Origin of the sequence: Pseudomonas sp. NFR16, assembly GCF_900108875.1 — a bacterium.
In the GTDB taxonomy this organism is placed as follows: Bacteria; Pseudomonadota; Gammaproteobacteria; order Pseudomonadales; family Pseudomonadaceae; genus Aquipseudomonas.
The window spans coordinates 1,395,533-1,413,327 of record NZ_FNYJ01000001.1 but is presented as its reverse complement, the minus strand read 5'-3'; the positions used below and the strand labels follow the sequence as shown (position 1 = coordinate 1,413,327).

Below are 17,795 nucleotides of genomic sequence, written 5' to 3'. Positions count from 1 at the left end.
CGTTAGGCCAATCAGCTTGCGCTCAAGGTCAGAGGATGGAGATCGGGTAGTCGACGATCAGCCGAAACTCGTCCTGATCACCTTCGGCCTGATCGGCATTTGCCCGATGCCACGCCTGACGGACGCGAAACGACAGATCCTTCGCGGGCCCGTTCTGAACCACATATTTGGCTTCCAGGTTGGTTTCGTGATGCTTGCCGTTGTCCCCGTAGCCGTAATCACGATAGGGGCTGTCGGCGGCCATCTTGGTGCCATCGATGTCCCAGCCGTTGACATAACGGGCCATGAAGCTCAGACCCGGTACGCCGTAGGTGCTCATGGAGAGGTCATAACGTGCCTGCCAGGATTTTTCGCCCGGGCCGTTGAAGTCCGAATACTGAATCGAGTTGGCGAGGAAAATCGAGTCGCCTGTGGTGCCAGGCCCGTTGTCACCGAACGAGACATAGTCGAACGGCTCGTCGCCGTGGACGTTCTGGTAGGCGAGGGTGAAGGTGTGACCGGGCATGAAATCGTAGGCGGCGGCGAGGGACCAGGTGGTGTTGTCGATGCTGCCGGCTTTGGCCTGGCCCTCGTCCGTGGTGCGGTAAATATTGAAATCGAACGTCAGCGAGCGCTCGGCGGGCAGTGCCAGCACGTAGTTGGCGTTGCCGTAGTACTGACGCCAGACGTCTTTGAATTCCGAGCCATACAGCTGGAAGGAAAGGCTGTCGTTGACCGAGTATTTGCCGCCGACGAAGTCGACGCTGCTGGTGGTCACGTCAGCGTACGCGGCGTAGAGTTCGCCGCTGGAGCGGGTGTGTTGCGGGCCGTTGCCGGCGGTGAAGTGACCGCCTTCCAGGTCCAGCCCCTTGAACTCACTGCTCTGCAGGCTGAAGCCGGTGGCCGTCTGAGGGAACAGCCGGGTGCCGCCTGCGGCGAAGACAGGCGCGGTCGGCTGCATCGTTCCCCATTTGAGTTCAGTCCTGGAAATGCGCGCCTTGAGCGCGCCGCCCGCTGTGGAGAACTCATCCTCGGGACTGTCGCTGCTGTCCACCGGAATGTTGCCGGTGCCGGAGTGTCCGGCACCGCCGTCCAGTTTCAGGCCAAACCAGCCGTAGGCATCGACGCCGAATCCGACCGTTCCCGGCGTAAAGCCGGAGCTGAAGTTGGCCATCGCTGCCTGAGACCAGTCGCGCTGGTCATCGGCACCACTCTTGCCGTTCCGGTTGAAGTAGTAATTGCGTAACAGGACGTCGAAACCGGCGTCTTCGACGAACCCTTTGGCGTCGGCCTGATCACTGACGAAGGGCTCTGCTTCTACTGATTGGACATATCCAGCCGAGACCGCCAAAGCGATCAGGCTCAGAGTCATCACTCTCATAATGGCATTACCTCTTGGGTCTTTGAGGCAGTTCGCTATTACACGAGTGGCAATAGCACCAACTTGCCCGCAAGACGCAAAGGATAATCCCTGTCAGACGCTTCGCCAGTTCATGGGCGCAATCGGTTCTTCAATCGGGGTTTTTCTGACGATTGGTTTAGTAAACAGCCAATTATCGCGAATCGTTAAAGTGGAGCTTCAGATGATCATGGCCTGGTCGGCTTCAGCGCGCGCCGGGCAAGTTGCATCGCTCCGAGTCGCTGTCGAAGGCAACATGCCGGACGAAGCGGTTGCTCAGTAATCCATTCAGGCCCTCGTTGCTAGGTTGGGCAAAACGCGCGTTCATCGCCTGGCAGGACTGCCAGCACACATCGATAGTCCAGAGATCATGATCGAGGGCGTCACGGTTGAGCACGCTGGACACGCAGCCGGGGATCGATGGCAGGCGTTCGACAATCGACGCCAGGTAAGCGCCCAATTCTTCCGATCGGCCATGAGCCGCATAAATACGTACAGTGTTCTTGGCTTCCTCGGTCATGCAGGATGTCTCCGTCGCAGCAGATTCGGGGCGTTAGAAAAGGGCAGGGCAATACGCAGCTCTGAATAGTAGCGTCAGTCGCGGATTTTTCCGAGGGGATGACCTGATTTCAAGCGCTTTGAGGATACGGGTCCTAGGGGCAAGCGGCCAACGGCCAATCTGGGGACTCAGCAGGAGACCAATTCAAGCAGGCGAAATAAAAAGGAAAGTGAAATGTCAGGTGGCTTTGTGAGCAAAAATCTGAATGGAGTGGTGCTCACGAAAATGCGGCTTGCCTGATGGGGTCATTTAGCGTGACTACAGCGACCAAGCCGCACGGGTGAGACAGTTTGTTCGATACGCAGTCAGGCGTTCGAACAGGGTGCCAGCCGTAAGAATCGGCCGGTCCGCACCCTTGATTCAGACTGATTACTTGCTGCCCGATCCCGAGCCGCCCGCTCCACCTGCGCCCCCGGTACCGCCACCGCTGCCGCCCATGCCGTTGCCGTTGCTCATGCCGCCGCCTTCACCCGTAGCGCCGTTGCCGTCGCTGCTGCCCATGCCTTTGGTGCCTGGGGTCGAGCTGTTCGGGGTCTTCGGCGTGCCATCCGTGTTCGGACCGGCGCTGCTTGGACGCGGGCCCGTGGTGCTGTCCGGATTGGTTGGACCGGTAGAGCCGGCAAACGCAGATCCAGTTGCAACAGCCATCAGGCCGGCAAGCGTCAGGGCAGTCAATTTAGTCTTGATCATGATGTGAATCCCTTTGTTGTCATGGATACACATTGGTCCGTTGCCGCTGTGCAGAGGTGCATTCTTGCCGACAGACGGTCATCAGACTCCCAGCGTCATGCCGCGTCTCACCATCAAGCCGAGCGCCGCGCGCTGACAATGCCATGTTCCAGCATCGTTGCCAGAAACACATCGATCTTGTTGCGCAGATGATCTTCCATCAGGGCGCGCAGTTTTTTGCTGTCGCCTTTTTTAAGGTAGGTGAGCATCTGCTCGTGTTCGTTGATCGCCTGCTGCCAGCGGCCCGGAGTCGGGTTCAGGCGACGGCGTACATGGCGCAGCCGGGCGTTGAGGTTATTGAACATCTCCGACAGCACTCGATTGTCTGCGACGTCGAGGATTTTCAGGTGAATCTGCTGGTTGAGGCTGAAGTAACTGCTCAGGTCGTTCTGTTCATGGGACAGGCGCATCGCAGCCTGCAAGGCCTCCAGTTCGGCGATGTCGGCCGCCGAAATCTTCTGACAGGCTTGTTCCCCCGACAGACCCTCCAGCGCCGCCAGCAACGTCAGCATGTTGGCCGCTTCTTCCAGACTGACGCTGGCGACTTTCGCCCGACGGGTCGCGGAAATCTCCACCAGCCCTTCCCGGGCCAGCATCTTGATTGCCTCCCGCAGCGGGGTGCGTGACACCGCAAGCTGCTCGCACAAGGCACGTTCGGACAGCGGGGCGCCGGGCATCAGGTCTCCGCTGATGATGCGCTCCCGCAACGCGGCATAAGCCGCCTCGTTGATGTTCGCCAGATTGTTGTGTTCGGACATCAAACCCTCTCCATCGGTATCCCGGATTGGCCCATTGCCTTGTCGGCACAGGCCGCGACGATTATCCCGGTGAATCGAAAATTTATCTACGAAACTCGCCGCTTGATGAGCCTGAGGCCCGATTCACGTGAACTGCAAGGCAGATGCGTTTCGTCCACTCCCGCTGATTTCTCGCAAAAAGCACTTGCGTCGCGCAAAGCAAAGTCTATATTTGGGATGCCAAATGCACAAAATGGTATCCCAAAAATAATAAGGTGCTTGTATGAATACGCATGTTTCGCCCGACTCCGACGTTCGCAGCCAGCACGAGCGGCCCGCTTCCGAAATCCTCCTCCTGCGTGACGGCAACCTCGCCACGGTCGTGCTGAACCGTCCTGAAAAACTCAACGCCACCACCTTATCGATGTGGAAATTGCTGGACGACACCCTTCGCCAGCTGGACGCCGACGACTCCGTGCGCTGCATCGTCATTCGTGGCGCCGGCACCAAAGCATTCGGGCCGGGCAACGATATTTCCGAGTTCGAAACCCATCGCGGCAATCAGGCACTGGCTCGGCACTACGGGCCGGTGATGCACAGCGCACTGCGCGCGATCGCTCAATGCCGCCATCCGTTGGTGGCGATGATCCACGGCATCTGCGTCGGCGGCGGCCTGGGCATTGCGTCGCTGTGCAACATCCGGATTTGCGGCGAGTCGAGCCGTTTCGGCGTACCGGTCAACAAGCTCGGTCTGGCCATGGCTCATGACGAGATGGCCGGGCTGATGCGCATTGCCGGCCCTGACGTGACCCTGGAAATGCTGCTGGAAGGCCGTGTTTTCGGCGCTGCCGAGGCATTGCGCAAGCGCATCGTCACCCGCGTCGTGGCGGATGCACAGGTGGAAGAGCAGGCCATGGAAAGCGCCCGTCGCATTGCTGACGGCGCGCCTCTGGTCGCCCGGTGGCACAAGCAGTTCGTGCAGCGCTGCACTGATCCCGCACCGCTGACGGCGCAAGAATACGACGAGGCATTCGACTGCTTCGCCACCGAGGATTTCCAGATCGGTTACCAGGCCTTCCTGGCCAAACGCACACCTGTTTTCGGAGGTAAATGAAAATGGCCGGTCCCTTGCAAGGCTTGAAAGTCATCGAGCTGTCGCACATCATGTCCGGCCCTATCTGCGGCATGATGCTCGCCGACATGGGCGCCGACGTGATCAAGGTCGAGAAAATGGACGGTGACGATTGCCGCCGTTTCGCACCTGTTCTGGAACACGGCGAGTCCGCCTCGTTCATGATCCTGAACCGCAACAAACGCGACATCGCCTTGAACCTGAAGACCGATGGCGGCAAGGATGTGCTGCGGCGCATGCTGGCCGACGCGGACGTGGTCACCGAGAACTACCGCAAAGGCACGATGGAAAAGCTCGGGCTGGGTTATGACACGCTCAGGCAGCTCAATCCTGGGCTCATCTATTGCTCGGTGTCCGGGTATGGACGCACGGGGCCGTATGCCGACAAAGGCGGTTTTGACCTGATCGCGCAAGGTTTGTCGGGCCTGATGAGCGCGACCGGTGAGCCGGGGCAGGCGCCGATCAAGGCAGGCTCGCCGATTGCCGACATCAACGCCGGCATCCTCGCGGCGCTGGGCATCGCCGCCGCCTACGCGCACAAGCAGAAAACCGGGTTGGGTCAGGTGGTCGACACCTCGTTGCTGGAAGCCGGCTTTCAGCAGATGTACTGGCCTGCGGCGAATTATTTCTCCGAGGGCGTGATCCTGCCGAAGATGGGCTCGGCCAACTCCACCAGCACGCCGTATCAGGCTTTCCGCACTCAGGATGGTTGGGTCAACATCGGCGCGGCGAACCAGGGCAATTACGAACGTCTGCTGCAGGTGCTCGACGCGCCACACATCAGCGACGACCCGCGTTTCGCCACCAACGTGTTGCGCATGAACAACCGCGAGGCGCTGGTTGCGCTGATCACCGAATGCCTGGCACAGGACACCACTGATAACTGGGTCGCGCGGCTGGATCTTGCCGGCCTGCCGGTGGGTGCGGTGCTGGACATTTCGCAGGCGGTCGAGCATCCGCAGATTCTGGAACGCGAGATGATTGTCGAAACCCACCATCCGCTCACCGGCGCGGCGCGCAGCATTGCCTTGCCGATCCGCTTCTCGGAAACCCCGCGGCACGTCAGCCGACCGTCACCGTTGCTGGGTGAGCACACCCTGGAAATCCTTGCCGAGTACGGGTACGACACCGGCCAGATCGCCGATCTGCGGCGAGAGGGCGCCATCCTCGAGCTCTGAACCCTGATAAGCGCATTGGTGTGAACAACTACAAAAATAACGCTGAGGATCGCAATCATGAGCAGGCTAAAAATAAAGGCCACCACCGTCGTCATGATGATGCTGTGCCTGATGTACTTCATCACCTACGTCGACCGGGTCAATGTCAGCACGGCGGCAGGGCAATTCAGCAGCGAGCTGGGGCTGAGCAACACGCAACTGGGTTTCATCTTTTCTGCGTTCGCGTACCCGTACATGGTGTTTCAGTTCATCGGTGGCTGGGTCAGTGATCGCTACGGCGCCAAGCGCACCTTGATTGTGTGCGCCTTCATCTGGGCGGCGGCCACCGTGCTGACCGGCATGGCGGGCGGTTTCCTCAGCCTGGTGGCTGCGCGCATGTTGCTCGGTCTGGGCGAGGGCGCAACGTTTCCGGCGTCGACCAGTGCCATGGCCGCCTGGGTGTCCAAGGACAAACGTGGCTTCGCGCAGGGCATCACGCACGCCGCCGCCCGCCTGGGCAATGCCTGCGCGCCGTTGATTGTCGCCGCGCTGATGACCGCGTACGACTGGCGCTTTTCCTTTTATCTGTTAGGCGCGCTGAGCTTCGGCTGGGTGGTGCTGTGGTATGTCACGTACACCGAGAAACCTGCCGATCATCCGCGCATCACGCCGCAGGAGCTGGCCGCGCTGCCAGCGCCCAAACCTCGCCGTGTCGACGCGCCCGGCACTTATATGCGGTTGTTCCGGCGCATGCTGCCGGTTTCCAGCGTGTACTTCTGCTACAACTGGATTCTCTGGCTGATGCTCAGCTGGATCCCCATGTACTTCATGCACAACTACCACCTGAACATCAAAGATGCAGTGCTGTTCACTTCCGGCGTGTTCTTCGCTGGAGTGGTGGGTGATCTGCTCGGCGGCATGATCAGCGACAAGCTGCTGCGCCGCACCGGCAACGTGCGCCTGGCGCGCAGTTATCTGGTGGCGGTGTGCATGGCGTGCACCGGCCTGTCGCTGATCCCGGTCCTGCTTTTCCAGGAACCGCTGTATTCGCTGATCTTCCTGGCCATGGCGCTTTTTTTCAATGAAATGACCGTGGGGCCCATGTGGGCAGTGCCGATGGACATCGCGTCCGACCGCGCCGGTACGGCAAGCGGCATCATGAACGGCACGGCTGCAACGGCGACCATCATCAGCCCTGTGCTGGCGGGCTATCTCATCGACGTGACCGGCAATTGGACGCTGCCGTTTCTGATCTCCATCGGTGTGCTGGCTTTTGGGGTGCTGATGACCTTCACGATGAAGCCGCAAAACGCCTTCGTAGCGGACGAAAAATCGCCATCGCAAAACTTCGAAACATTTGAACCCAAAGACGCGATCGCGAAGTAGGGCGTCTCTCATCCCTGGCAAGAGCCGGGGAGGGAACCGTCGCGGCGAACGCAGGGATTGCTGTCACAAATGTGTCGCCTCAGGCGCTTTTTAGCGACTGAATGTGCCGTGAAGCGGCTGTGAAAGGCGCCGATATGGCCCGTTGATATTAAATCGTCCTGCACTATACAACCCCCGGTTTCCTCAATGAAACCGGGGGTTTTGCGTTTGCAGGGTGTAGGTAATTGCCTACAGAGCAGCCGAGATTTTCGCGAGTGTCTAGAGACTGTCATCAAACAGAAATGTTTCGGGTTTTTAATCTGCATCGGGTCTTCAACCGGACCACACACACAAATTCTCTTGTTGAGGTATTGCCGTGAATCTGCTGACAAAAACTCGCCTGTCACTCCTGCTGGCTTCGATGTGCCTGACTGGAATGGCACACGCTACGGACGTCACTGGTGCTGGTTCGAGCTTCGTTTTCCCAGTCATCTCCAAATGGGCGACAGACTACAGCAAGAGCACTGATACCAAGATCAACTACCAGTCCATCGGTTCGGGCGGCGGTATCGCTCAAATCAAGGCTGCGACCGTTGACTTCGGCGCATCCGACGCTCCTTTGAAAGCCGAAGACCTGCAGGCCGGCGGCCTGGGTCAATTCCCGAGCGTGATCGGCGGTATCGTTCCGGTCATCAACGTGGAAGGCATCGAAACCGGCAAGCTGGAATTGAGCGGCAAGGTTCTGGCCGACATCTTCCAGGGCAAGATCACCAAGTGGAACGATCCAGCGATCGTTGCATTGAACAAGGGCCTGAAACTGCCTGACAGCAACATCACTGTGGTTCACCGTTCAGACGGCTCGGGCACTTCCTTCAACTTCACCAACTACCTGGCCAAGGTCAGCCCGGAGTGGAAATCAGCCGTTGGCGAAGGCTCGGCCGTGCAATGGCCAGTCGGTGTAGGCGGCAAGGGTAACGAAGGTGTGGCTGCTTACGTGAAGCAGATCAAGGGTTCGATCGGTTACGTCGAATTCGCTTACGCCAAGACCAACAACATCGCCTACGCCAAGCTGGAAAACGCCGCCGGCAAATCCGTCGAGCCAAGCGCCAAGGCCTTCGCCGCCGCCGCTGCAACCGCTGACTGGGCAAGCGCCAAGGACTTCAACCTGATCATGACCAACGCCCCGGGCGCTGACGCATGGCCAATCACCGCGACCACCTGGATCATCATGTACAAGCAACCGAAGAACGCCGAAAAGAGCGCTGCTGCTTTCGACTTCTTCAAGTGGTCGCTGGAAAAAGGTCAGGCCCAGGCCGAGTCGCTGGAATACGTGCCACTGCCTAAAGAGCTGGTCAGCAAGATCGAAGACTACTGGAAGACCGAGTTCACCAAGTAACTCGATGTAATCCGGCTTACCCCTGTCATCGAGCGCTCGGTGACAGGGTTTCCTTGCGAGTGGACCCACCATGACTGAAAACACCCAATACATGTCCGCTGTGATTCCGGATGTCACATCCGAGAGCGAAAGACGCGCGGCCCGCGATCACCGACACGACGCCTGGTTCCGGCGCACGATGCTGGGAGCGGCTCTGTTGGTGCTGCTGTTGCTGGCGAGCATCGCCGGCTCGACACTCTGGGGCGGAGCCCTGGCGTTCAAGACGTTTGGTTTCGAATTTCTTACCAGTACTGAATGGGATGCGGTCAACGGCCATTTCGGCGCGTTGGTCCCGATCTACGGCACCTTGGTGACATCCTTTCTCGCGCTGCTGATCGCCGTTCCGGTGAGTTTCGGCATCGCGATTTTTCTGACTGAAGTAGCGCCGCCATGGTTGCGGATGCCGATTGCCTCCGCGGTCGAACTGCTGGCGGGCATTCCTTCGATTATCTATGGCATGTGGGGGCTGTTCGTGTTCGGCCCGTTCATGGCCGAAAACATGGCGCCCTGGATCAACGACAATCTGGGCGCGCTGCCGCTGATCGGTGCGATTTTCCAGGGGCCGCCGCTGGGTATCGGCATGCTCACTGCCGGCATCGTGCTGGCGATCATGATCACGCCGTTCATTACCTCGGTGATGACCGAGGTGTTCCGCAGCGTGCCGGTTGCCCTCAAGGAATCCGCCTACGCGCTGGGCGGAACCACGTGGGAAGTGGTCTGGGACATCGTCCTGCCGTACACCCGCTCGGCCGTGGTCGGCGGTATTTTCCTGGGCCTTGGCCGCGCATTGGGCGAGACCATGGCCGTCACCTTCGTGCTCGGTAACGCCCACCAGTTCTCGGCATCGCTGATGATGCCGAGCAGCTCGATCGCCTCGGTCATCGCCAACGAGTTCAGTGAGGCCTACACCGACCTGCATCGCTCGTCGCTGATTGCGCTGGGCTTCCTGTTGTTTGTCGTCACCTTCATCGTGCTGGCGTTTGCCCGTCTGATGCTGTCTCGTCTGTCGCGCAAGGAGGGTGTATGAGCAAGGTCGATAACGAAAACCTGTACCGGGTCCGTGCGATCAAGAATGGCATCGCAATGGTCCTCAGCTGTGGCGCCACCGTCTTCGGCCTGCTGTGGCTGGTGTGGATCCTGCTGACCACCCTGATCAACGGCTTCCAGGCATTGAACCTGCGCCTGTTTACCGATATGACCCCGCCGCCGGGCTCGACCGGTGGTCTGGCGAACGCGTTCTACGGCAGCTTCCTGATGTCCGGTATCGGTCTGCTGATCGGCACGCCGATCGGATTGATGGCCGGGATCTGGCTGGCAGAATTCGCCCGTCACTCGAAGCTCGGTAATGCCGTGCGCTTCATCAACGACATCCTGCTGTCGGCGCCGTCCATCGTGCTGGGCCTGTTTGTCTATACCGCTGTGATCCTGCCGCTCAGTGCGGTCACCAACCATCAGGTGGGCTTTTCGGCCTTCGCCGGTGCGCTGGCCCTGGCGCTGCTGGTGATTCCGGTGGTGGTGCGTACCACCGATGAAATGCTTCAACTGCAACCCTCGACGATGCGCGAAGCGGCGCTGGCGCTGGGTGTGCCGCAGTGGAAGCTGACGCTGCAGATCGTCCTGCGGGCCGCCAAGGCCGGCGTGGTCACTGGCATTCTGCTGGCGCTGGCACGTATCACAGGCGAAACCGCACCGCTGCTGTTCACCGCGTTCGGCAACCAGTTCTGGAGCAGCGACCTGCTCAAGCCGATCGCAAGCGTTCCTGTGGTGATCTTCCAGTACGCGATGAGCCCGTTCGATGATTGGCATTCCCTGGCCTGGGCCGGTGCCTTGATTCTGACCTTGTTTGTATTGGTGCTGAGCCTCAGCTCCCGTCTTCTCCTTTTGCGCAATAAGGCGTCCTGATGAATAACCTTTCCCTTGCCGACGAAAAAACCAAAATCCAGGTACGCAACCTCGAGTTTTTCTACAACGGCCATCGTTCGCTCAAATCGATTGACATGAATATTCCCGAGAAGCGCATCACTGCGATCATCGGCCCTTCGGGTTGCGGCAAGTCGACCCTGTTGCGCGTATTCAACCGGATCTACTCGATGTACCCGAAGCAGGAAGCCAAGGGCGAAGTGATACTCAATGGGGAAAACATTCTGGCGCCGGGCTATTCGATGAACCGCCTGCGCAGCCACGTCGGCATGGTGTTCCAGAAGCCGGTGCCGTTCCCGATGTCGATCTTCGACAACATCGCCTATGCCGTGCGTCACCACGAAAAGCTGTCGCGTCGCGAAATGGAAGAACGTGTCGAAGAGGCCCTGCGCGGAGCCGCACTGTGGGACGAAGTCAAGGACAAGCTCAAGCAGAGCGCGCAAAGCCTGTCCGGTGGCCAGCAGCAACGCCTGTGCATCGCCCGTACCATCGCGTTGCGTCCACAAGTGCTGTTGCTGGACGAGCCGACTTCGGCACTCGACCCGATCTCCACCGGCCGTATCGAGCAGCTGATCACCGAGCTCAAGGAGCAGTTCACCGTGGTCATCGTGACCCACAACATGCAACAGGCCGCGCGCTGCTCGGACTACACCGCGTTCATGTTCATGGGTGAGCTGATCGAGCATGGCGACACCGACACCATCTTCACCAAACCGTCCAAAACCCAGACCGAAGACTACATCACCGGCCGGTTTGGTTGATCGACTCGACAGTTGAGGGCAGGGACGCCGTCAACGGATGGACCCAGAGGCATTAAGCCTGGAAACCTGCGCACGCAGTTCCTGACAGCAGCGTCAGCCATCACGTTTAACGTGGTGTGTCAGAGAAGCGCCGGCGGGATTGCGCTGTGGTCGCCCATGAACTGTTCCAGCCGCTTGCGCAGCCAGCGTTCGGCGGGGTCGGTGTCCATCACGCTCAGCCAGACCATCGACAGCTCCAGGTTGGGCGTGATGAAGGGCAAAGGCTCGCCGCGCAGCAATCCCGCCTTGCTCATCGCCAGGGTCAGATGATCCGGCAGATTGCACAGCAGATCCGTGCCTTCCATCAGCGCTGGCAACGTGCTGTATTGCGGCACCGACAGAACCGCCTTGCGTTTGCGGCCGATTGCCGCCAGCCACTCATCGGCAAAGCTTGAGATGTTCGCCACGTGGGACACCACCACGTGAGGCCGCGCGCAGTATTCGTCCAGGGTGATCGGCTCGGCAGACGCGTCCGCCCGTACCACCATCGGCTGTACGCTGCGCAGCAACTTGCGCTTGGCGTTGGCTGGCAACTCCCGGGTCAGGCACACGCCGACGGTGATCTCGCCGGACATCAGCAGTTCCGACACATTCCAGTAGTTGACCTGCTTGATGACAATGACGATGCCCGGCGCTTCCTCACGAATGGCGCGCAGCAAGGGTGGCAGCAAACTGTATTCGACGTCGTCGGAAAGCCCGATGCGAAAGGTCATGTCGCTGCTGGCCGGGTCGAAATCCCGGGTCAGACTCAGCGCCACCGACATTGCGTCCAGCGCCGGCGACAGGTGATGGATGATCTCATTGGCCCGCGCCGTCGGTTCCATGCGGTGGCCGACGCGGATGAACAGCGGGTCATTGAACAGCGCCCGCAACCGGTTCAGCGCCGCACTGATCGTGGGCTGGCCAAGAAACAGCTTCTCGGCGGCCCGGGTCACGTTGCGCTCCTGCATCAAGGTCTCGAACACCACCATCAGGTTGATATCGGCCTTGCGCAGCTCATTGCGGTTCATAAAACGTCCCCGTTGCCCAGCATGTGTCATCCATTTTGTAACGAAATGATGGACGACAGTTTATGGACCGCCATTGGTGCGCGTCCAGCCTTCCCCGTTAAAGCCGGTCCTGCGAGCTGCAGCTTTTGCAGGACCGGCTTCAGCCGTGAAGAGGTCGGTGCACGCTGTACAGATGCATGGGTTGGAATCAGTCTTCGCGACTGCTCTCGCTCCTGACCGGCATCGGACGAAGGCGCCGGCATGGGCGGCACAGCCTGACCGGCAGAGACCTGATCGCACCGCCTACGAGGACTGGACAGCCAGCGCATGTCTGGCTAAGGCGTGGCACCCGCACGTCAGCCGATGCCCTTCAAACACCACGGAAATGCCATTCATTTTCCGAACCGGATGCCCTTCCTGAAAGGTGAACACGCCCTTATGCAAAGGGCAGCTTGCACTGTCGCCTACGACTGCCACAGGAACGTCCTGAATGGTGTGAGTCTCGGCCATCTGGCAGTTGATGACGCTGCCGCCGCCGCTGGTGGGATCGCCCAGACAGATCGGATTCTTCATTTCGCAGTGACCTCAATGCCAGGAACGAATGGATTGGCAAACCCTTCGCTCTGTTCGTTCAGGCGCTTGCGCGCAGCATTAGGCGGACGAATCATCTGGAAGGTCATGCTGTGATCCTCGCCGGTGTACACGACCGCGCTGACGCCACCCGCCTCATGGCTGGCTGCTGTCGCCAGATTGATCGACAGCAACGGGCTGCCGACGCCGGTGTTGCCCACTCGCAGCCCGATATCGAACGCCTCATTGGCGTTTGCCATGTCCAGCCCGTGACCCTCACGCTGCAATTCGGACATCGCGCGCATCAGCGTCGAGGCATTGGCAGGGTGCTGAGTGCTGTCATAAAACAGCCGGACAGGCCGTTCGCCAACCGGCAGGGAATTGAGCGCGCCGATCCGGCCGTCCTTCACCGCCGCAACATTTTGCGCGCCAGTCGTGGCTCCGGCGTCCTCCGGCAAGGTGGCGACGGTCACTGGAAGGTGCAGGTAACCGAGCACGGGCGCGGTCTCGAAGGTCTTCACCTGGAACGTCCCCCAGCGCACCGGCAGCCAGCGGCCGGGCACGAACGATCCGATGCCTGACTCTCCGGCAGTCTTGATCAGGGTGGGTACTCGATCCAGCCAATAGCTGGCGGGCATCGTGCGAGGAATGATGACGTCGCCGGTATGCTGAGGATCGTGTTCGAGCTGATAGTGCGCCGCGTAAGCCTGGTCGGCCTGCCAGAAGCACGTCCAGAGTTTGCCCGGCGCCGTTTTCATGAACGCGTCGCCTTTGGGCGTTTCCACGGAGGATGCGGCCAATGACGACGCCCGTCCTGCACCGCCGAGCAACAACGCGCAGGTGTTCGCTCTCACCGAAGACTCGCTTGAAGCGTCTTCCTCATCGCTGACCACGAGGATCTGTGGCACTTGCGATTGCTCGTCCATGAACGCAAATGCACGCCGGATCATCGTCGGCGCCTGATTGCCCCGCTCGGCGAAAGGCGAGACGAACAGGCTCTGTCCCAACATGGCGGCATTACGCGCTTCATTGATCATCCAGGCTGCACTGACCTGTTGGGCATCGGAGCGCAGCGAGCCCACGACAAAGGTCGGAATCGGCCAGAAGGTCACCGCGTGAGCGGCCGCGCCTCGAAACGCCATTCGACGCAAGGGGTAGAGCCAGTCCCGGGTGCTGTAATTGTGCTTTTGCAACGTGGCCGTGGCGCTCACAGCCACTTCACCACTGCTCAATGCTGCCCATAAATCGCCCAGCGCAGTGCCGTGCATGCCCAGCCCGGCACCCTGTATCTCCAGGGCGAAGGTTCGCTGTGCTTCGTCGATCAACCATTGGCTTTGAGCCTTGACTTCGAGTCGTCCCTGCCGTTCGTAAGCGTTCATTTTCCATAAGGCGTGCAATACGAACGCGTTTAATACGCCCAAGACAATCCAGAGCGCTCCGCGGGCAACACCCGGCATGTGGCGCCCTTCGGCCACCAGCCCTCCTTTCACCGCCACGAAAAATCCCAGCCACGCACCTATCAGCAGCAGGGCGACTCGGATATAACCTCTCGGCAGGCGAAACGGAGGGTCATTCAACCTTCGCGGGGACTTGAGCACCACGCGGCCGGCATCGTTTTGCTGAGTACCCATTACCAGTATCCTTCTTCTGACTGGCGGTAGAGCAGCACCGCGCTGACCACTCCGTCTGTCATCAGCTCCAGTCGTGCGTCATCCGTGGCGAGACGATAGCTGGTCGCACTACGCAGGGCCTGGGCAAAACGGTCGCCGACCTGATCAAAGCGCGGGTTGTAGCAGCGCGAACCGGTCAACGTGATCGCTTCTACCTTCAACTGCTCGCCTTCGACCCGATAGCGACCGTCCACCTGTTGGCAACCGGCGAAGCCAATCAGGGTCTGGTCATCGCTGTTGAAAATCACAAAGCCCACGTGGCTTTCCTGCGGAATATCGGTGAGGGCGTAGGGCGTCTGGCCCAGGTCCAGCTGGGTCAGTTTCCAGACCGTGGCGCGTAACGGCATGGATTTATCCTTGACCGGTTCGGGCGCTTGCTCCTGCTGGCAGCCAGTCAGCGCAACAGCCAGAAAAACGATCCATCCGTAAAGCAATCCTTTGCGATTCATGCACGTCTCCTCATTTCAACGATTGATGGTGTAGGCGCGTCCTTGCGCAGGGGGGCAGGTGCGTAGCGCACGCGTTCACCGGCGAACAGATGACGCAGGCGCAGGTAGCTCCAGTCTTCCCGCCGGCCGGACACCTTGTGGACCAGGTCACGTCCGTCGGTAGTGCCATCCACGCTGGAACCGGGATGGGCATCGCTGAAAATGGCCGGTTGTCCACTGCGGTACAGGCGCAGCATTTCCCGGCCGGATTCGCCGAGTGGGTCTCGGGGCGGCGGGGCTGGCACGACGTATTTGCCCTCCAGCGCGGCTTGCTGATCAGCCTGCTGTTGCGCACGCCAGGCGGTCAGCGCCTGCTGGTAATCACGCTCCTGTTGTTCGAGTGATTGATGCAGCACACGATGTTCATCCTCGGTCTGCGGATCGGTCAGCACGAAGTGGGCACGGGAATCGTGCACGTACTGTTCGAGAAACCGCCCGACCTCCGGCGTCACGGCAGGGGCGTGGCGCCATTCGAGGTGAAAGCCCTTTTCCATCGGCGAGGCGAGGCTGTACTGATTGCGCTCCAGAAACTGCCGCCGTTGAGCATCGTTGCCGAACATCGCCACGCGTTCGTGCAGTTGACGGTTGGCCTCGATCAGGTCCACGCGTTCCTGATCGCCGCTGTGGCGCACGAAGGACAACTGGCTGAAATCCTCGTCCGCGATGAATTGTTTACGCCAGCCCAGATAGAGCTTGCGGTGGGCGAGCATGTGCTCGGTGACCGGAGCGCCACCTTGCAAAGCGGTGAGTTGCGCCATGTAGGCGTCGAAGCTGTCCTGGAGTTCGGGGCTGATGGCAAGGTCATTTGATGAGTCGCCAAGGCCTATTTGATCAATTCTTCTTAACGGGACGCCGGCTTGCAGTGCGCGTTCATACATATCGTTCAACGGAATCTGCGACAGCTTGTCCGCGTGTAAATGACGCACGCTGCCGTCTGCCAGTTGGGTCCCTTTGCCTTGGTCGCGCAGGCCATAGCCGCCCCCTACGTCGGCGTGCATGCCGGGGTAGACGATCTCCAGGCAGCTGGCTGGATAGCTGTCACCGGCACGGACCAGGTCCACCGGAAACGAGACACGGTTTTCATGGGCAGCGACCATGTGCACGCATTGCTCGACGCAATCGGGAATGGTCAGCAGGGATTTCTTGCCCCAGTGCATATGGCCATCCACCGGCAGCGGATAGGCGTCGGCCAGCCCTACCGAGGCCACGGTGTCGAACAGCCCCATGAAACGCACCCGCAGCGGAATGCCGCAGAAGGTGCTGTCTCCGTTGCCAAAATGCATCAGCAATTGATTGAGAAAGGACCGGGCCGCCGTCGCCCCCCGCGAGAAACCGAACAGGTCGAGGGTGATTTCATCGATCTTCGGGCGGCCGACGCGTGGGACGAGCATGGCGGTGATCTGGTCGCGCCAACGGGGGATCAGGGTGTCGTCCTTGACGGCGTGGGTGAGGGACAGTGGATCCTCGGCGACCAACTCGCGGCCATGCGAGAGGCGTGCGACTCTGTTCGCAATGAAAAGCATGGCGTAACGGATCCGCCGGTCTCCGAATGCGCCCTCTTTAGCGCCGTTTGGATGAGGCTCTGGCTCACCAATCTCGGGAAAACGAGTCCCTACACCTTGGATATATAGCTGGTATATACATTGCTGTTCGTCATGAATCCCGAGTTCGAACAATCTTGCGACGTTGCTATGTGATCCCTTCGGTTTGTCTTCCTCTTTGCTGTTCCTCGTACCATCGAAATATATCGAAAAGTTGAGTTTCAATCGGCAGGGATATTGGGCTATAGGGCGCAGCAAGTTCGGGAAAGTAAACCGAGAGGGGGGCGCATCCAGCGGACTCCAGCTTATATCGCTCATTTTGAGATTCCTTTCCGTGCGTAGAAGTTTTTTCCGGGGAAGCCAGGGCCGGGATAATCAGGATTATTCGGAGCCAGCATGGTTGGGATTATCAACACATCATCATTTTCCAGAATGTGCAGATTGGTCCCTCCCGAATGGTCATAAGGGTGAACCAACACTTCTTTTTCTATCCAGCGACAGTTTTTTCCGTAAGGCTCGCAACGCCGCCATTTAACCCGAACGGTCAATCCCGGATGCCATGGCATAGGCAGGCTGAGCGCGCCTGTCACGGTACTTCCGCCCGGACCCGCGGCGCTAACCCAGCCTCCATTCACGTACACCGGTCTGACAAACGTATCGCTTATTTCGTGGTCCATCGGTGATACAGCCGTCCCGAAATACCTAGGTTTAGGCGGCGGTTCAGGTGGTGGTTTTTCATATTTGGACGCCGCAATGAATAGCGCGGCGAGTGCCAAAAATATACCGAGGTTCATGCGCATAGAGCGCTCCTGTTAGAGCTTAATTAAAACAGTCTTTCTTTGCTGCTCAGAGCTGCTAAAAAACAAAGTGAATGCTTTTCGAGCGTTCATCTGAAACAAAACTGCACTTGTGCACGCATTACTCGACACAATTGGAATGGCCAACAGGGATTTCTTTCATGCTCGTCTCCTCATTTCAACGATTGATGATGTAGGCGCGTCCTTGCGCAGGGGGGCAGGGGTGTAGCGCACGCGTTCACCGGCGAACAGATGACGCAGGCGCAGGTAACTCCAGTTTTCCCGCCGGCCGGACACCTTGTGGACCAGATCACGTCCGTCGGTGGTGCCATCCACGCTGGAGCCGGGATGGGCATCGCTGAAAATGGCCGGTTGTCCGCTGCGGTACAGGCGCAGCATTTCCCGGCCGGATTCGCCGAGTGGGTCTCGGGGCGGCGGGGCTGGCACCACGTACTTGCCTTCCAGCGCGGCTTGCTGATCAGCCTGCTGTTGCGCACGCCAGGCGGTCAGCGCCTGCTGGTAATCACG

At 59.7% G+C, this 17,795-nt stretch carries 18 protein-coding genes; 7 read left to right on the top strand and 11 right to left on the bottom strand.

All coding sequences use genetic code 11. The features are described from left to right. Positions 1–28: 28 nt before the first annotated feature. From BMZ10_RS06415 to BMZ10_RS06400, 4 genes are all read right to left on the bottom strand, one after another. Complete coding sequence (locus BMZ10_RS06415; RefSeq protein ID WP_093459163.1) at positions 29–1,360, bottom strand: OprD family porin; 1,332 nt, start codon at positions 1,358–1,360, stop codon at positions 29–31. A gap of 223 nt (positions 1,361–1,583) precedes the next feature. Next, positions 1,584–1,898 carry an antibiotic biosynthesis monooxygenase gene (locus BMZ10_RS06410; RefSeq protein ID WP_093459162.1) on the bottom strand — a complete coding sequence of 105 codons (315 nt, stop codon included), beginning with the start codon at positions 1,896–1,898 and terminating at the stop codon, positions 1,584–1,586. Positions 1,899–2,306: 408 nt separating this feature from the next. After that, complete coding sequence (locus BMZ10_RS27695; protein ID WP_177182054.1) at positions 2,307–2,627, bottom strand: hypothetical protein; 321 nt, start codon at positions 2,625–2,627, stop codon at positions 2,307–2,309. A 113-nt stretch (positions 2,628–2,740) separates the two neighbouring features. After that, complete coding sequence (locus tag BMZ10_RS06400; protein ID WP_093459160.1) at positions 2,741–3,424, bottom strand: GntR family transcriptional regulator; 684 nt, start codon at positions 3,422–3,424, stop codon at positions 2,741–2,743. A gap of 262 nt (positions 3,425–3,686) precedes the next feature. On the opposite strand from BMZ10_RS06400, the gene BMZ10_RS06395 reads away from it, so the two are divergent. From BMZ10_RS06395 to pstB, 7 genes are all read left to right on the top strand, one after another. Then, positions 3,687–4,517, top strand: coding sequence for an enoyl-CoA hydratase/isomerase family protein (locus tag BMZ10_RS06395; RefSeq protein ID WP_093459159.1), 831 nt, complete (start codon positions 3,687–3,689; stop codon positions 4,515–4,517). A gap of 2 nt (positions 4,518–4,519) precedes the next feature. Beyond that, on the top strand, positions 4,520–5,713 hold the full coding sequence (locus tag BMZ10_RS06390; protein ID WP_093459158.1) for a CaiB/BaiF CoA transferase family protein: 1,194 nt from the start codon (positions 4,520–4,522) through the stop codon (positions 5,711–5,713). Between the two features lie 57 nt (positions 5,714–5,770). Then, a complete protein-coding gene (locus BMZ10_RS06385) occupies positions 5,771–7,078 on the top strand; it encodes an MFS transporter (protein WP_093459157.1) in 1,308 nt (435 codons plus the stop codon). A gap of 355 nt (positions 7,079–7,433) precedes the next feature. Then, positions 7,434–8,453: a phosphate ABC transporter substrate-binding protein PstS gene (gene pstS, locus BMZ10_RS06380; protein WP_093459156.1), complete on the top strand. Its 1,020-nt coding sequence runs from the start codon at positions 7,434–7,436 to the stop codon at positions 8,451–8,453. Positions 8,454–8,523: 70 nt separating this feature from the next. Then, positions 8,524–9,519 carry a phosphate ABC transporter permease subunit PstC gene (gene pstC / locus BMZ10_RS06375; protein ID WP_093459155.1) on the top strand — a complete coding sequence of 332 codons (996 nt, stop codon included), beginning with the start codon at positions 8,524–8,526 and terminating at the stop codon, positions 9,517–9,519. Then, positions 9,516–10,394: a phosphate ABC transporter permease PstA gene (gene pstA, locus BMZ10_RS06370; RefSeq protein WP_093459154.1), complete on the top strand. Its 879-nt coding sequence runs from the start codon at positions 9,516–9,518 to the stop codon at positions 10,392–10,394. Before pstC ends, pstA begins: the two co-directional genes overlap by 4 nt. Further along, a complete protein-coding gene (gene pstB, locus BMZ10_RS06365) occupies positions 10,394–11,173 on the top strand; it encodes a phosphate ABC transporter ATP-binding protein PstB (protein WP_093459153.1) in 780 nt (259 codons plus the stop codon). Before pstA ends, pstB begins: the two co-directional genes overlap by 1 nt. Before the next feature lie 119 nt (positions 11,174–11,292). Here pstB and BMZ10_RS06360 read toward each other — a convergent pair whose 3' ends face one another. The 7 genes from BMZ10_RS06360 to BMZ10_RS06330 all read right to left on the bottom strand — a co-directional run. After that, positions 11,293–12,222: a LysR family transcriptional regulator gene (locus BMZ10_RS06360; RefSeq protein WP_093459152.1), complete on the bottom strand. Its 930-nt coding sequence runs from the start codon at positions 12,220–12,222 to the stop codon at positions 11,293–11,295. Positions 12,223–12,504: 282 nt separating this feature from the next. Continuing rightward, positions 12,505–12,774, bottom strand: coding sequence for a PAAR domain-containing protein (locus tag BMZ10_RS06355; RefSeq protein WP_093459151.1), 270 nt, complete (start codon positions 12,772–12,774; stop codon positions 12,505–12,507). Next, positions 12,771–14,402 carry a type VI lipase adapter Tla3 domain-containing protein gene (locus BMZ10_RS06350; RefSeq protein ID WP_093459150.1) on the bottom strand — a complete coding sequence of 544 codons (1,632 nt, stop codon included), beginning with the start codon at positions 14,400–14,402 and terminating at the stop codon, positions 12,771–12,773. The genes BMZ10_RS06355 and BMZ10_RS06350 overlap by 4 nt, the downstream gene beginning before the upstream one ends. Then, the gene (locus BMZ10_RS06345; RefSeq protein ID WP_093459149.1) at positions 14,402–14,890 is read right to left on the bottom strand and encodes an META domain-containing protein; all 489 of its coding nucleotides are present in this window, start codon (positions 14,888–14,890) and stop codon (positions 14,402–14,404) included. Before BMZ10_RS06345 ends, BMZ10_RS06350 begins: the two co-directional genes overlap by 1 nt. Beyond that, on the bottom strand, positions 14,887–16,788 hold the full coding sequence (locus tag BMZ10_RS06340) for a T6SS phospholipase effector Tle1-like catalytic domain-containing protein (RefSeq protein WP_093459148.1): 1,902 nt from the start codon (positions 16,786–16,788) through the stop codon (positions 14,887–14,889). The genes BMZ10_RS06345 and BMZ10_RS06340 overlap by 4 nt, the downstream gene beginning before the upstream one ends. Further along, complete coding sequence (locus BMZ10_RS06335; protein ID WP_093459147.1) at positions 16,785–17,270, bottom strand: DUF3304 domain-containing protein; 486 nt, start codon at positions 17,268–17,270, stop codon at positions 16,785–16,787. Before BMZ10_RS06335 ends, BMZ10_RS06340 begins: the two co-directional genes overlap by 4 nt. A gap of 156 nt (positions 17,271–17,426) precedes the next feature. Further along, positions 17,427–17,795: hypothetical protein (locus tag BMZ10_RS06330; protein WP_218147168.1), on the bottom strand; the 369-nt coding region annotated here is incomplete at its 5' end.